At 72.3% G+C, this 15,137-nt stretch carries 11 protein-coding genes; 3 read left to right on the forward strand and 8 right to left on the reverse strand.

Annotated features, from left to right (window positions below; translation table 11 throughout):
- Positions 1–57: 57 nt before the first annotated feature.
- Both KBX21_RS00635 and KBX21_RS00640 read left to right on the forward strand, forming a co-directional pair.
- Positions 58–1,290, forward strand: a complete 1,233-nt coding sequence (locus KBX21_RS00635) for a PLP-dependent aminotransferase family protein (protein WP_082206552.1) — start codon at positions 58–60, stop codon at positions 1,288–1,290.
- Between the two features lie 52 nt (positions 1,291–1,342).
- Entirely contained in the window at positions 1,343–2,293 is a 951-nt protein-coding gene (locus tag KBX21_RS00640; protein WP_210840825.1) for a D-alanine--D-alanine ligase, read from the forward strand.
- Between the two features lie 121 nt (positions 2,294–2,414).
- Here the strand turns inward: KBX21_RS00640 and KBX21_RS00645 are convergent, their stop codons facing one another.
- The 3 genes from KBX21_RS00645 to KBX21_RS00655 all read right to left on the reverse strand — a co-directional run bounded on the left by KBX21_RS00645 (position 2,415) and on the right by KBX21_RS00655 (position 6,283).
- Positions 2,415–2,558, reverse strand: a complete 144-nt coding sequence (locus KBX21_RS00645; RefSeq protein WP_210840650.1) for a hypothetical protein — start codon at positions 2,556–2,558, stop codon at positions 2,415–2,417.
- A gap of 84 nt (positions 2,559–2,642) precedes the next feature.
- Complete coding sequence (locus KBX21_RS00650) at positions 2,643–3,668, reverse strand: FAD binding domain-containing protein (RefSeq protein WP_210840651.1); 1,026 nt, start codon at positions 3,666–3,668, stop codon at positions 2,643–2,645.
- Complete coding sequence (locus KBX21_RS00655) at positions 3,665–6,283, reverse strand: molybdopterin cofactor-binding domain-containing protein (protein WP_210840652.1); 2,619 nt, start codon at positions 6,281–6,283, stop codon at positions 3,665–3,667. The genes KBX21_RS00650 and KBX21_RS00655 overlap by 4 nt, the downstream gene beginning before the upstream one ends.
- 220 nt (positions 6,284–6,503) lie before the next feature.
- Between KBX21_RS00655 and dctA the strand changes: the two genes are divergently transcribed.
- Positions 6,504–7,922, forward strand: a complete 1,419-nt coding sequence (gene dctA, locus KBX21_RS00660; protein ID WP_210840653.1) for a C4-dicarboxylate transporter DctA — start codon at positions 6,504–6,506, stop codon at positions 7,920–7,922.
- Between the two features lie 382 nt (positions 7,923–8,304).
- Here dctA and KBX21_RS00665 read toward each other — a convergent pair whose 3' ends face one another.
- From KBX21_RS00665 to KBX21_RS00685, 5 genes are all read right to left on the reverse strand, one after another.
- Entirely contained in the window at positions 8,305–9,747 is a 1,443-nt protein-coding gene (locus KBX21_RS00665) for an NCS2 family permease (RefSeq protein ID WP_210840654.1), read from the reverse strand.
- A gap of 212 nt (positions 9,748–9,959) precedes the next feature.
- A complete protein-coding gene (pucD, locus tag KBX21_RS00670) occupies positions 9,960–12,395 on the reverse strand; it encodes a xanthine dehydrogenase subunit D (RefSeq protein WP_049571698.1) in 2,436 nt (811 codons plus the stop codon).
- A complete protein-coding gene (locus KBX21_RS00675) occupies positions 12,395–13,753 on the reverse strand; it encodes an 8-oxoguanine deaminase (protein ID WP_210840655.1) in 1,359 nt (452 codons plus the stop codon). The genes pucD and KBX21_RS00675 overlap by 1 nt, the downstream gene beginning before the upstream one ends.
- A complete protein-coding gene (locus KBX21_RS00680) occupies positions 13,750–14,268 on the reverse strand; it encodes a (2Fe-2S)-binding protein (RefSeq protein WP_049571705.1) in 519 nt (172 codons plus the stop codon). Before KBX21_RS00680 ends, KBX21_RS00675 begins: the two co-directional genes overlap by 4 nt.
- Complete coding sequence (locus KBX21_RS00685; protein ID WP_049571708.1) at positions 14,259–15,128, reverse strand: xanthine dehydrogenase family protein subunit M; 870 nt, start codon at positions 15,126–15,128, stop codon at positions 14,259–14,261. The genes KBX21_RS00680 and KBX21_RS00685 overlap by 10 nt, the downstream gene beginning before the upstream one ends.
- Positions 15,129–15,137 lie beyond the last annotated feature (9 nt).

Here is a 15,137-nt window from a genome sequence, read left to right on the forward strand (position 1 = left end):
CAACAGGGTTCGCGTATCGACCCGCACGTCGGCCGCTACGCACACCGAGCACAGGGCATGGTCGCATCGGAGGTCAGGGCACTCTTCGCGGTCGCCTCGCGGCCGGAGATCGTCTCCCTCGCGGGCGGCATGCCCAACGTGGCCGCCCTGCCCCTCGAACAGCTCGGCGACCTCGTCAAGGACGTCGTCTCCGAGGAGGGCGCCACCGCGCTCCAGTACGGCTCCGCCCAGGGCGACCCCGTCCTGCGCGAACAGATCTGCGAGTACATGACGCTGGAGGGCGTCCAGGCCAGCCCCGACGACGTCATCGTCACCGTCGGCTCCCAGCAGGCCCTGGACCTGATTACCCGGGTCTTCGTCGACCCCGGCGACGTGGTCCTCACCGAGGCCCCCACCTACGTCACCGCGATCAACACCTTCGCCGCCTTCCAGGCCGACATCCGCCACGTGGGCATGGACGACCAGGGCGTCATCCCCGAGGAGCTGGAGGAGGCGCTGGTCCGCGCCGAGCTGGACGGGCGGCCGGTGAAGTTCTTCTACACGGTCCCCAACTTCCAGAACCCCGCCGGGATCACCATGAGCGCCGAGCGCCGCGCCCGGGTCATGGAGACCTGCGAGCGCCACGACGTGCTCGTGGTCGAGGACAACCCGTACGGCCTGCTCCGCTACGACGGCGAGCCCGAGCCCACCCTGTACTCCCAGGGCAGCGGCAACGTTATCTACCTCGGCTCGCTCTCCAAGACCCTCTCCCCGGGCCTGCGCATCGGCTGGGCCCTGGCCCCGGCCGCCGTGCGCGCCAAACTGGTCCTGGCCGCCGAGTCCGCGATGCTCAGCCACTCCACGTTCAACCAGCTCGTGGTGCGCCGCTACCTGAGGACCTTCCCCTGGAAGGAACAGATCAAGGCGTTCAACTCCATGTACAGCGAGCGCCGCGACGCGATGCTCGGCTCCCTGGAGGCGATGATGCCCGCCGGTTGTACGTGGACCCGCCCCGAAGGCGGGTTCTTCGTGTGGGCCACCCTGCCCGAGGGCATCGACGCCAAGGCCATGCTGCCGCGCGCGGTCAACGAGCGCGTGGCCTACGTGCCCGGCACCGGCTTCTTCGCCGACGGACGCGGCCGGGACAGCATGCGCCTGAGCTTCTGCTACCCCACCCCCGAACAGATCCGCGAGGGCGTACGCCGCCTCGTGACCGCGATCGAGGGTGAGATCGACCTGCGCGACACCTTCGGTCCCGCGATCGCCACGCCCACCGAAGGCAGCCAGGCACCCACCCCTGACCTGCCCTGACATCCTCTCGTAAGGGCACAGCACCATGACAGCACAGAAGGAGGTCCGCGCCGTGGCCGATCTTGACCGGGTCCTCGTCCTCGCCGGAGGCCTGTCCCCCGAACACGAGGTGAGCGTCCACTCCGGCCGCAGCGTCGCCGAGGCCCTGCGCCGACTCGACGTCGAGGTCCAGGTCGCCGACGTCGACTCCGGACTGTTGGACCGGCTCGCCGCCGACCCGCCCCGGGTGGTCTTCCCCGTCCTGCACGGAGCCGCCGGCGAGGACGGCGCGATCCGCGAGGTCCTGGAACTGGCCGGCGTTCCCTACGTGGGCGCCCGGCCCGACGCCTGCCGCCTGGCCTACACCAAGCCCGCGGCCAAGGCCCTGCTCGCCGAGAAGGGCGTGCGGGTCCCGCGCGGCGCCACCCTGCCCAAGTCGGCCTTCCACGACCTGGGTGCCCCGGCGCTGCTCGACCGCCTGGCCCACCGGCTCGGACTGCCGCTGTTCGTCAAGCCGGACCGCGGCGGATCGGCCTTCGGCGCGACCCCCGTCACCTCGGTCAGCGAGCTGTCGACCGCCCTGGTGTCCTGCTTCGCCTACAGCGACTCCGCGCTCGTGGAGGAGCAGGTCCAGGGCACCGAGCTGGCCATCGGCGTCCTCGACACCGGTGACGGCCCCGTGGCCCTGCCCCCGGTGGAGATCGTCCCGGACGGCGGGGTGTACGACTACGCCGCGCGCTACACCGCCGGTCGTACCGAGTTCTTCTGCCCGGCACGGTTGGACGAGGACGTGGTCGCCGCCGCCACCGAGGTGGCCCTGACCGCCCACCGCACCCTGGGGCTGCGCGACTTCTCCCGGACCGACCTCATCGTGGACGCCAATGGTGAGGCGACCTTCCTGGAGACCAACGTCGCCCCCGGGCTGACCGAGACCTCCACGTTCCCGATGGCGGCGGCCGCCGCCGGGCTGGACTTCGCGGTGGTGTGCCGTGAGCTGGCCCACCAGGCGCTCGTGCGCGGCTGACGCGGGTCGGACACAGACCGGACATCGGCCCCGAGGGCCCGCCGTGTCGGCGGGCCCTCGGGGCGTGCCGGGGTCGCTCAGGCGGGTCGACGCGGCGTCCCACACGGCTCACGTGCGGGATTCACACGACTCCGCCGCGGATCTCCTCGGCCTGGCGCGTCGGGTCGTCGGCCAGCGACCGCTTCACGTGGGCGCTCCACTCGTCGGCGAGCACCTCGATGGAACCACGTGTCAGGACGAACTCATCCTCCCCGCCGCCGACCACTCGGGTTGACCTGGGGCGGGTGGGCCGCCACGTCGCGGCTGCCCACCCGGACCCGCTCTGCCGATCACGTGCTCCGTGCCCGTGTCACCGGCGCGGTGACTCCAGGGCGTCTTCGAGGACGTCCCGTACGGTGTCCCGGAGCAGGTGGACCTTGTAGCCGGTGGCGGGCAGCGGGGAACAGAGATCCGCGATTCCCTCCAGAGCCCGCTCCACCCCCTCATCCAGGGCCTCACCGGGCACCGAACCCACCAGGGCCCGCTCCAGCCCGGGCAGCCGCAGCGGGGTGCGGGCCACCCCTCCCACGGCCACCGACGCGCGGGTCACCGGCCCCCGCCCCTCCTCGGCGCACTCCAGCCGGGCCACCACCTCGACCAGCGGCCACTCCGCCCTGGAACGCCCCGCCATCCGCAGGTGGGCCGCGCGCTCACCCGGCACCGGGCGGGGCAGGGCCACCGCGACCAGCAGGTCGCCTGGGGCGAGCACGTGGTCACGCGTGGGGTCGGAGCCGTCGTACAGCTCGGCCAGGCCCCGTTCGGCCTCGTCCCCGGCCCCCGGCCCGGCCACCACGACCGCGGACGCGTCGTACGCCAGCAGCGCCACCGCCAGCGACGACGGGTGCGGGGCCACGCACGGGCCCTGGTCCACCACCACGCCGCGCAGGTGGTCACCGGTTCGGGCCGGGCACGAGTCACCCCCGGTCTGGAAACAGTCGAAGGCCGGGTTGCGCAGGTAGGTGCAGCGGTTGCGCTGGAGCAGGTTGCCGCCCACCGTCGCCGTGCCCCGGATCTGCGGGGTGGCCAGCGCCCGTGCGGTGGCGGTCAGCCCCGGAAAGGCCCCGGCCAGGAGCGGGTCGGCGCCCAGTTCGGCGACGGTGGTCATCGCGCCGATCCGTGCCGAGCCGTCGTCCGCCCATCGGACCCCGCGCAGTTCGGGTACGTCCAACAGGTCCACCAGGGGGCCGGGCGCGGTCACCCCGACCTCCACACAGGCGGCGATGTCGGTGCCCCCGGCGCGCGGGCGCGCGCCGTCGTCGACCAGGTTCCGGGCGGCCCCGGCCACACTCGTGGGGCGGGTGACGGTCGGGATGACGGGCCCTCGCGTGGTGCTCAACGCAGTCCTCCGATCAGTCGGTCCGGTCGCAGCGGAAGTTCGTGCGGGCGCCAGCCGGTGGCGTCGTGCACGGCGTTGCCCAGGGCCGCCGCCACACCCACCACCGAGACCTCGCCCAGACCGATCCCACCGCCCACCACGTGTTCGAACCCCTCCTCGTGGAAGTACACCTCGGTCTCCGGCACGTCCCCCATCCCGGGCAGGCGGTAGTCCTCCAGGTCGTCGGAGAGCACCACCCCCGTGGCGGGGTCGTCGCGCCGCTCCTCGTAGAGCGCGTAGCCCACGCCCTGGACCACCGCCCCCTCACACTGGTTGCGGGCCAGTCGTTCCTCGTAGACCCGTCCGGCGGCGATCCCCGCCCAACAACGCGTGGGTCTCACCCGGCCGAGCCGGGTGTCCACCTCCACCTCCATCACGTGGACGGCGCCGCTCATCCCGCGCCCGACCGCGAGGTCGCCCATGTTCGGGGTCAGCTGACCCCAGCGGTCCCGGCGGCGCCCACCGACCACGCTCACGCCCTCGGCGGCGGCCAGCGCCTCCTTGAACACGTGCTCGGGGACGGGACCCTCGGCGGGCACGTCGGGAGAGCGCTCGCGCAGGGCCTCCCGGAGCCGGTCGGCGGCGTCGACGGCGGCCGGACCCATGGAGGTGGTGGTCCGGCTGCCGAAGGAACCGGTGCCGTGCACCGACGAACTCCGACCGATCTCCACCCGCAGGTTCGCCGCGTCCACACCGAGCCGCTCGGCGACCACACCACCGAGCACGGCGCGGATGCCCGTACCGATGTCCTGGGTGGCCGAGCGCACCACCAGGGAACCGCCGTCCACCACCAGCTCCACACGGGCGTCGGGGGCGAGCAGGTACGGCCAGCCAGCGGCGGCCAGCCCCACTCCGCGCCGGAACCGGCCGGTGCGGGCACCGCGCGGCCGGTCCCGCCACAGCGGAAGGTCGGCGACCCTTTCGTACAGTGCCCGGCGCTTGGGGTTGCCGTCCCAGCGGCGGCGCAGCGCCAGGGGGTCCTCGCCCAGCCGGTGAGCCATGGCGTCCACGGCCTGTTCCAGGGCCCAGGCCATCGGTGGTCCACCCGGCCCCCGCATGGGCTCTCCCGGCGGCCGGTTGGTCACCACGTCGTAGTCACGCATCCGGCGGGGTGAGCGCCCGTACATGAGCGCGGCCAGGGCGGCGGTGCTGGAGCCCACCGAGACCCCGCCGTCGCCGTAGGAGTCCACGCTCAGCGCCCGCAGGGAACCGTCGCCTCCGGCCAGCAGGGCCACCCGGGTCCGGGTCCCGGGCCGGTGCCCGGCGTCGGTCAGCTCCTCGGAGCGGTCCAGGCTCACCCGCACCGGGTGGCCGGTCACTCGGGCCAGCTCCACGGCGGACACCACGTCCGGGGAGAGCGAGTTCTTGGCCCCGAACCCGCCGCCCACGTACTCGGCCACCAGGTGCACCCGCTCCCGGGGAAGGCCCCATCGGCTGGCCGCCTTGTCGGCGATCCTGCTCACCGCCTGCGTGGAGACGTGCAGGTACAGGTCCCCGTCCACCCAGGAGGCCACGCTCACGTGCGGCTCCAGCGGGCTGTGCACCTGGGCGGCGGTGGTGTACTCCTCGGCCACCAGCAGCGGGTCCCGGCGGCGTCCGGCGGCGCGCAGCCGTGCCACGGCGGTGGGTCCGCGCCAGCTGATCACCCCTGGTCCCCGGAGGTTCCCGTTCCAGGGCGCCGGGGGTGTGGGGGCCTCACCGTAGGCGGGCGCGGCGGCGCGCTCCTCCTTGGTGCGGTAGAGCACGGGTGCGTCGGGGGCGGTCGCGGTCCGGGGGTCGGTCACCGAGGGCAGGGGATCGAGGTCCACCCGCACCGCCTCGGCGCGTTCCCGCGCCAGCGCCCGGGTGGGAGCGGCGACCGCCGCGATCGCCTGGCCGACGTAGCGCACCACGCGCTCCTCGCCGAGCAGGTCCACCAGGGGCGGAGGGGATCCGTCGGGGCCGGGGTCGGCGCTCACCTTGTTCACCCGCGCGTGCGCAACCTTGGAGCGCACGATCACGCCCTCCCAGGTGCCGGGCGGGGCGTGGTCCGCGCTGAAGCGGGCGCGTCCGGTCACCTTGTCGGGTGCGTCGGAGCGCGGTGGGGCCTGGTCGGGTTCGGTGTCGAACTCCCCGGCGCAGGCGGCGGCCACGGCCGCGAAGATCCCTTCGTAGGCGCCGCAGCGGCACAGGTGTCCGGCCAGCGCGTCGGCGACGGCGGCGCGGTCGGGGCGGGTGTCCCCGTGTTCGGCACGCCAGGTGTCCACGAACACCGAGGCCTCCACGGCGAAACCGGGTGTGCAGTAGCCGCACTGGAGTCCGTCGTGGGCGGCGAGGGCGCGCTGGGCGGGGTGGACGCCGTCCAGGCCCTCCACGGTGGTGGTGGACCGGCCGGTGAGGTGGTCGGCGGGGAGCAGGCAGGAGGCGGTGGGTGCTCCGTCGACCAGGATCGTGCAGGCCCCGCACACGCCGGAGCCGCAGGCGATCTTGGTGCCGGTCAGACCGAGTCGGTCGCGCAGGTGGTCGGCGGCGCTGAGGCCGGGGCCGGGGTCGGGGTCGGGGTCGGGGGAGGGTGCCCCGTTGACGCTGGTGTCCATGGGCGGCTTCCCGGGGAGGGGACGGAAGTTGACATTGACAACTTAAGGCGGCGAAAAGTCCGGTGTCAAAGGCCCTGGGAGGCGCCACCGTTGTTACCTGCCGGTTTGTGCCGATGTTCCTTGCGTGTTCTATGTGACGCCCGTTACTCTGGCGGAATCTCTATTCCGCCATGAGGAATAGAGTTTCCGAAATTCAATGAACCCCCTGTGGAGGGCCCGCATGGCAGCAGCCACGGAAGCCGAAGCCCCCGAACGCCCCCGCCCCCGCTTCTACCGGTCCCTGTTCTTCCAGGTGATCGTCGCCGTCGTGGTGGGTGTGCTGATCGGACACCTGTGGCCCTCGTTCGGTGAGAGCCTGCGCCCGCTTGGCGACGGCTTCATCCGACTGATCAAGATGCTCATCGCCCCGCTGATCTTCTGCGTGATCGTCACCGGTATCGCGAAGGTCGGAGACCTGGGCGCCGTGGGCCGGATCGGCATCAAGGCGCTGGTGTACTTCCAGGTCGTGACCGCCTTCGCGCTGCTCTACGGCATGGTCGTGGCCAACCTCCTCAAGCCCGGTGTGGGCTTCGAGGTCAACCCCGCCGACCTCGACACCGGCGCGCTGGAGGAGGTGACCCAGGGCGGCGAGATCCCCGGGTTCGCCCAGTTCCTCCTGGACGTCATCCCCGAGAGCGTCGTCGGCGCCTTCGCCGAGAACTCACTCCTCCAGGTGCTGTTCTTCGCCGTGTTCGTCGCGCTGGCCCTGTCGAAGCTGGGGGAGCGGGGCAAGCCGATCCTCGACCTCATCGACCGCTTCACCGACGTCATCTTCACCTGCATCGGCTGGATCATGCGCGTCGCCCCGCTGGGCGCCCTGGGCGCGATGGCCTTCGTCATCGGCGCCTACGGCCTGTCCTCGCTCAGCAGCTTCGGCATGCTCATCATCGCCTGCTACTCCGCGGCGGCCGTCTTCCTGCTCGCCCTCGCGGTCATCGCCCGTGTGCTGGCGGGGGTCAACCTGTGGAAGTTCCTGCGCTACACCAAGGAGGAGTTCGCCCTGGCCATCGGCGCCGCCTCCTCCGAGGCGGTCATGCCGCGCATCATGCAGAAGCTGACCAACGCGGGCTGCTCCAAGGCGACCACCGGCCTCGTGGTGCCCACCGGGTACTCCTTCAACCTCGACGGCGCCGCCATCTACCTGCCCATCGCCGCGCTCTTCCTCGCCCAGGCCTTCGGCGCGGACCTGAGCATCGCGGACCAGCTGATGATGGTGCTCATCCTCCTGCTGACCTCGAAGGGCATGGCAGGGGTCCCCGGATCGGCCTTCCTCGCCCTGTCGGCGACCGCCACCGCGCTGGGCGCCTTCCCGGCCGCAGGCGTGGCGCTGCTCCTGGGCGCGGACCGCCTGATGGACACCATGCGCGTGTCCATCAACCTGCTCGGCAACTGCGTGGCCACCTTCGTCATCGCCAGGTGGGAGGGGCAGCTCGACATGGAGCGCATGCGCGCCGTCCTCGACGGCAAGGAGCCCCCCGCCCCGGTGGAGACCGAGACGGAGGACGACCGGGAACGTCCCGATGAGGCGGAGACCGTCGCGGTCTCCGCGCCCGCCTCCGAGGCGCACCGGGACGACTCCGAGTCGAAGCCGGAACGGTAACCCTCCGTTCCGGAACGGGGACGGCCGGGCCGCCGTCGGTGGACGGCGGACCGGCCGCGCGCAGGTGGGGGCCGCCGTGTCGCGGCCGCCCCGCCCCGGCCCTGTTCCTTGGATCATTCCTCCCACCCGTCGCCCGCCAGCACCCTCGACGGACGCCTGCGGCGCGGTGTCCTCGCGTTACCACCGGGCGGCCTCTCGCTGCGCCGACATCACTCGGACAGCCAACCCCGGGCTGACCTCGCTCATCGTCTGGCGAGAGATTGCCTGGGCGGCCGCTGTGCGAGGCCGCGGAGCTTGCGTAGCAGCGCACAGCAGGGGAGACGGCCGCCCGCATCGATGTCGGCTCCGCCGACACGAGCGGAAGCATCCAGAAAAACAGGCCCTAGAGCCCCAGGGCGTGCATCGCGAAGTGGAAGGCGAACACCGCGCTGAGGATCCACATCAGCCAGCCGACCTCGCCGAACCGGCCCCGCGCCGACTTGATCACGGTGTGCGCGATGATCCCGATCCCGATCCCGCTCGCGATGTCGTAGGCGAACGGCATGATCGCGATGGTGAGGAACGCCGGGATGGCCACCGAGACGTCCTTCCACGCGATCTGTCCCACGTGCATCATCATCATGGCGCCGACCAGCACCATCGCCACGGACGCCGCCTCGGCGGGCACCATGCCGAACACCGGGGCGAAGAAGACCGCGCTCAGGAACAGCAGACCCGTCACCACGCTGGCCAGACCGGTCCGCGCCCCCTCGCTCACGCCCGCCGTGGACTCCACGAACACCAGGGTCGCCGACGAGCTGGTCAGACCACCCGTCACGGCACCGGCGCCGTCGGTGACCAGGATCTGGTTCACCCGGGGCATCTGCCCGTCCGCGTCGGCGATGTTGGCCTTGGTGCCGATCGCCAGGATGGTGCCCAGGGCGTCGAAGAACCCGGCCAGCACCAGCGTGAAGAGGATGACCCCGGCGGTGGTGGGCCCGGCCGTGGTCCACGCGCCGAACATGTCCACCTGGAAGAGCAGGCCGAAGTCGGGCGTGGACACCGGGCTGGAGGGCAGCGCGGGAACGCCGCCGCCCCAGGAGCCGGGGTCCAGCCGCAGTGCGGAGTGCAGGACCACGGCGAGGACGGTCGCGCCGACGATCCCGTAGAAGATCGCCCCGGGCACCTTCCTGGCCAGCAGTACGCTGGCCAGGACGAGCCCGACCACGAACACCATGACGGGCCACCCGTCCAGGTGTCCGCCACCGCCCGCGGCCCCGATCTGGAGCAGGCTGCCGCCGTCGCTCGCGCTGACGAACCCCGCGTTGGTCAGGCCGATCAGCGACACGAAGAGCCCGATGCCGACCCCGATGGCCAGCTTGAGGTCGTGCGGGAGCGCGTTCATAACGGCGGTGCGCACACCGGTGACGACCATCAGGATGATGGCGACGCCCTGCCACACGACCAGGCCCATCACCTCGGGCCAGGCCATCTGCGGTGCCGCCTGGTAGGCGACGACCGCCATCACGCCCAGAGCGGCCGCGCAGGCGATCGGCGCGCGGCCGACCACGCCCATCATGATGGTGACCAGCCCCGCGGCCAGAGCGGTCATGGTGGTCAGCTGCGCGGCGGACAGGTGGTCGCCGTTCACGTCGGCCACGCCGCCGAGGATGATCGGGTTCAGGACGATGATGTAGGCCATCGCCATGAACGTGGTCAGTCCGCCGCGGACCTCCTGCCCGAACGTGGAGTTCCGCTCGGAGACGAAGAAGAACCGGTCGAGCCAGGATCGATCCGTACCGGCGCGCGGGCCCGGCCGCGCGCCGGTGTCGTTGGATTTGGTCACGTCCCCTCCTGGAGGGATATGAGCACGGTGGATAGCACCATGGGTGGGGGGTTCGCTACTTCGCGTAGTCAACCTTGGGTGGCGTCAGGTCGTTTCCTTCCTGACGACCCGCCCCGGGGCCGAGGGCGTCGGAGATCCGGGGCGGGCGACTGAGGGGACGGGGCGACGACGTCACCCCGCCCGAGGTGGCCGCCGCGCGCGGCGGCCACGGGTCACAGCTCGATGCCCACGATGTCCTCCGGCCGCACCGGCGCGTGCGTCAGCGGACGCCCGGTGGCGGCGCGCACGGCGGCCACGATCGCGGGGGTCGACGACAGCGTCGGCGGCTCGCCCGCTCCACGCAGTCCGTACGGGGCGTGCGGGTCCGGGTGCTCCAGCACGTCGATGCGCATCGGGGGCATGTCCAGGATGGTCGGGATGAGGTAGTCGGTGAAGGACGGGTTGCGGATCTCGCTGTCCTTGACCTGGATCTCCTCCATCAGCGCCAACCCCAGCCCCTGGGCGGAGCCGCCCTGGATCTGACCGGCCAGCTGCTGCGGGTGGAGCACCTTGCCCACATCCTGGACCGCGTCCAGGGCCACCACCTTCACTAGGCCCAGATCGACGTCCACGTCCACCACGGCACGGTGCACGCACATGCCGAACTGCGTGTGCGAGTCCCCCTGCCCCAGGGTCGGGTCGAGCACCTCGGTGGGCCGGTGGTGGTGCTCGCGGGTCTCCTCCACGACCGTCCCGCCGCTGGCGGACTCGCCCAGGAGGTCGGCCAGGGACACCAGGACCCCGGCGCTCTCCGAGACGACCTTGCCGCCGACCAGCGACAGCTCGGAGTCGGCCACCTCCGCCGGAACGATCCCGCGCTCCCGCGCCAGCGCGAACACGGCCCCCCGGACCGCCTCGCAGGCCATCTTCACAGCGCCGCCGGTCATGTACGACTGCCGGGAGGCCGAGGACGAACCCGCCGAACCCACCTGGGTGTCGGAGGGGGCGATCGCCACCTTCTCCACCCCCAGTTCGGTCCGAGCGATCTGTCCCTTGATCGTCACCAGCCCCTGGCCGACCTCGGCGGCCGCCGTGTGCACCAGCACCACCGGCTCGCCGCCCACGATCTCCATGCGCACCCGCGCCGTGGAGTAGTCGTCGAAGCCCTCCGAGAAGCACAGGTTCTTCAGGCCGACCCCGTACCCCACGCCGCGCACCACCCCCTCGCCGCGGGTGGTTCCGGCCACGCCGCCGGGCAGGGTGCGCTGGTCGGAGGGGTCCTCCAACGAGGCCCGTTCCACGGGCATCGGCAGGTCGCGGGCGCGTTCCAGCATCTCCACCATGGGCAGCGGCATGTCGATCTCCTGGCCGGTGATGATCCGGGAGCCCTGCGCCATCGCGTTCTTGACCCGCAGCGCCACCGGGTGCATGCCCAGCTCCGCCGCGAGCTTGTCCATCTGCGACTCGTAGCCGAAGCAGGCCTGCACCGCGCCGAACCCGCGCATGGCGCCGCACGGCGGGTTGGTGGTGTACACGCCGTAGGCGTCCACCATCACGTGCGGGACCTCGTAGGGGCCGATACCCAGTGAGGAGGCCACACCCACCACCGCCGGGGTCGCCGACGCGTACGCGCCGCCGTCCACGATGATCTCCAGGGTGGCGTACACGAGCGTGCCGTCGGCCCTGGCCCCGTGTTCGAAGCGCATCTTGGCCGGGTGCCGGTGCACGTGGCCGTAGAAGGACTCCTCGCGGTTGTACACGAACTTCACGGGCTTGCCGGTGCGCAGCGCCAGCATGGCCGCGTGGATCTGCATGGACAGGTCCTCACGGGCACCGAAGGCGCCGCCCACACCGGCCAGTGTGAGCCGCACCTTGTCCTGGGGCAGGCCCAGGGCCGGGGCGATCTGCTTCTGGTCCACGTGCAGCCACTGCGTGGCCACGTACAGGTCCACGCCGCCGTCCTCGGCGGGCACCGCCATGCCGGACTCCGGGCCGAGGAAGGCCTGGTCCTGCATGCCCACCTCGTACTCGGTCTCCACGACCGCGTCGGCCTCGGCGCGCAGGCGCTCCAGGACCCGGAGCCGCTCCTGCTCCGACTCCGCGGCCGCGGCGAAGTCGCCGCTGCGGATGGGCTGGTGGCGCACCCGGTTGCCGCTCTGGCGGTACTCCTCGTGGACCGGGAGGGTGCCCTCCTCGTGCACGAGCGGGTACTCGGGGTCGTGGGCGGCCCGCACCGAGTCGCTCACCGGGGGCAGCACCTCGTAGTCCACCCGGACGCGCTCCATGGCCCGGCGCGCGGTCTCGGGGTGGTCGGCGGCCACCACGGCCACCGCCTCGCCCTTGTAGCGCACCTTGTCGAAGGCGAGCACCGGCTGGTCCTGGTACTCCAGGCCGTAGCGCTTGGCGCCGGGCACGTCCTCGTGGGTGAGCACCGCCTCCACACCCGGCAGCCGCAGGGCCTCGGTGACGTCGATGCCCAGGATGCGGGCGTGCGGGTGCGGGCTGCGCAGGGTCGCGCCCCACAGCATGCCCTCCATCCACAGGTCCGAGGAGTAGGCGAACTCTCCGGTGACCTTCAGCGTGCCGTCGGGTCGGCGGGGGCTCGCGCCCAGGCCGTCCTTCGTGGTGCTGGACAGGTCCGTGGTCACGGTCTCGGTCGTCGCCTTCATCAGCGGTTCGCCTCCTGCATGAGGGATCGGTGCGCCGCACGACCCCGCGCGGCGGCAGTCTCGGCGGACAGGGTGCGCAGCTCACCGCGGTCGACGACGGTGTTCCCGCCGACCAGGAGCCGCTCCAGGGGCGGCACGGGGCCGAAGGTCAGCGCCACCACCGGGTCGGCGATCACGTCGTGGCCGAACCCGTCCACCCGCCACAGGGCGACGTCGGCCTGCTTGCCGACGGTCAGCGAGCCCAGTTCCGCGTCGCGGCCCAGCACCCGGGCGCCGCCCAGGGTGGCCAGCTCCAGGGACTGGCGCGCCGTCAGCGCCTGGGGGCCCTTGCGGGCACGGGCCATCAGCAGGGCCTGGTGCATCTCACCGGCCAGCCCCGTCAACTCACTGGACGCCGGGCCGTCCACGCCCAGGCCCACCTTCGCCCCGGCATCCAGCAGCTCCGGAACCCGGCAGATACCGGCGCCCAGACGGGCGTTGGAGGTCGGGCAGTGCGCGATACCGGTCCCGGTGGCCGCGATCCGGCCGATCGCCGCGTCCGACAGATGCACGGCGTGCGCGAACCACACGTCCTCGCCCAGCCAACCGAGCTTCTCGGCGTACTCCACGGGGGTGCACCCGAACTCGGCCAGGCACTGCTCCTCCTCGTCGAGGGTCTCGGCGAGGTGGGTGTGCAGGCGCACGCCCCGGTCCCGGGCCAGTTCGGCGGCGCCGGTCATCAGCTCCCGGGAGACCGAGAACGGGGAACACGGCGCCACCGCGACCCGCGTCATGGACGAGGCGGAGGCGTCGTGGTGGGCGTCGATCGCCGCGGCCGTACCGGCCAGGGCGCCCTCCAGGGTCTCCACCACGCTGTCCGGGGGCAGGCCGCCCTGGCTGTGCCCCCGGTCCATCGAACCGCGCGCCAGGTCCAGGCGCACGCCCACCTCACGGGCGGCCTCCACCTCGGCGGCGACGATGTCGCCGCGCCCCGCCGGGTAGATGTAGTGGTGGTCGGAGGCGGTGGTGCACCCCGACAGCGCCAGGTGGGCCAGACCGGCCGAGGTCGTCCCCGAGACCACGTCGGCGTCCAGCCGGTGCCAGATCTCGTAGGAGCCCACCAGCCACTCGAAGAGCGTGCCGTCAGCGAACAGGCCCTGGGTGGCCCACTGGTACAGGTGGTTGTGGGTGTTGACCAGACCCGGCGTGGCCACGCAGCCGCGCCCGTCGATCCGCTCGACCTCCCCCTCCACTCGGGGCGGCGGTCCCGCGCCCACGGCGGTGATCACACCGTCCCGGGACACCACGTGCCCGTCGGCGTACTCCGCGCCGTCCACCGTCACGACGTGTGCGCGCTCGATGATGACGGTCCGGCTCATGAGCCGCTCCCCGCTTCCTCGGCACGACGCCCGGCCGCCAGGTGCACGGCGTCGATGATCTTCTCGTACCCGGTACAGCGGCACAGGTTGCCCGCCAGCGCCTCACGGATCTCGGCGTCCCCGGGCGCTTGCCCGCCCGCGCCCACCGTGCGCTCCAGCAGGTCGTCGGTCTGCACCAGCAGACCCGGTGTGCAGAACCCGCACTGGACGGCGCCCGCCTCCACGAAGGCCTCCTGGACCACGCCCAGGGTCCGGTCGCCGCCCTTGCCCGACCCCTCGGCCAGACCCTCGACGGTGCGCACCTCGCGCCCCTCGGCCTGTCCGGCGGCGATCATGCACGAACACGCGGTCACACCGTCGAAGTAGACCGTGCAGGAACCGCACTCGCCCTGCTCACAGGCGTTCTTGCTGCCCGGCAGGCCCAGGCGCTCACGCAGCACGTACAGCAGGCTCTCGCCCGGCCACACGTTGTCGGCGGTGACGTCCTCACCGTTGACGTTCAGATTCACGCGCATCGCGCGGACCCCTTCCGGTAGTCGGTGACGGACCAGCTCAGCGCACGACGCGCCATGACCGACAGGGCGTGCCTGCGGTACTCGGCGGTGCCGCGCTGGTCGTCGATGGGACGGGAGGCCGCGGCCACGAGCTCGCCGAAGCGGCGGACCACGGACTCAGAGAGGGGACGGCCGTCCTCCCAGTCGAACTCGGCCTCCAGGAACTCCTCGGCCGCCTCCGAGCGCAGCGGCGTCGGGCCGGCCGAACCGATCCCGGTGCCCACGGTCCGCCGCTCGGAGTCCAGAGCCAGACTGAAGGAGGTCACCGCGATCACCATGGCGTTACGGGTGCCGATCTTGGCGAACTGCTGGGGGCCGGCGGCCTCGGGCAGCAGGACCGCCGTGATCAGTTCGTCCGGCCGCAGCGCGGTGGTCCGGAACGACAGATAGAAGTCGCGGGCCCGGACACGCCGCGTGCCGCGCACCGAGGCCAGCTCGATCTCGGCGTCGGTGGCCAGCAGCGGCGGGTGCGCCTCCCCGGCGGGGGAGGCACCGCCCAGGTTGCCGCCGACGGTGCCCCGGTTGCGGATCTGGGGGGAGGCCACCGACCGCGAGGCCCTGGCCAGTGCGGGCGCACGGCCCGACAGGTGTTCGATGATCCGGGTGTAGGGAACGCCGGCGCCCAGGCGCGTGCGGTCGCCGTCCACCCCCCACTCGGTCAGCTCGGGGACCCGGGTCAGGTCGATCAGCGCCGAGGGGCGGCGCTTGTCGAAGTTCAGCTCCACCATCACGTCGGTGCCGCCCATGATGGGCACACCGTCGGGGTGGGCGCTCCTGGCCTCTAGGGCCTCCACCAGCGTGGATGGCCTCAGGAATTCCATGCTCGTCCT

Source organism: Nocardiopsis sp. B62, from assembly GCF_018070675.1.
In the GTDB taxonomy this organism is placed as follows: Bacteria; Actinomycetota; Actinomycetes; order Streptosporangiales; family Streptosporangiaceae; genus Nocardiopsis; species Nocardiopsis prasina.

What these genes read in the sequence shown, in the direction of transcription:
- KBX21_RS00635 (WP_082206552.1), top strand. Translation starts at nt 58, where the DNA reads ATGGTCGCATCGGAGGTCAGGGCACTCTTCGCGGTCGCCTCGCGGCCG.
- KBX21_RS00655 (WP_210840652.1), bottom strand. Translation starts at nt 6,283, where the DNA reads ATGGACACCAGCGTCAACGGGGCACCCTCCCCCGACCCCGACCCCGAC.
- dctA (WP_210840653.1), top strand. Translation starts at nt 6,504, where the DNA reads ATGGCAGCAGCCACGGAAGCCGAAGCCCCCGAACGCCCCCGCCCCCGC.
- pucD (WP_049571698.1), bottom strand. Translation starts at nt 12,395, where the DNA reads ATGAAGGCGACGACCGAGACCGTGACCACGGACCTGTCCAGCACCACG.
- KBX21_RS00675 (WP_210840655.1), bottom strand. Translation starts at nt 13,753, where the DNA reads ATGAGCCGGACCGTCATCATCGAGCGCGCACACGTCGTGACGGTGGAC.
- KBX21_RS00680 (WP_049571705.1), bottom strand. Translation starts at nt 14,268, where the DNA reads ATGCGCGTGAATCTGAACGTCAACGGTGAGGACGTCACCGCCGACAAC.
- KBX21_RS00685 (WP_049571708.1), bottom strand. Translation starts at nt 15,128, where the DNA reads ATGGAATTCCTGAGGCCATCCACGCTGGTGGAGGCCCTAGAGGCCAGG.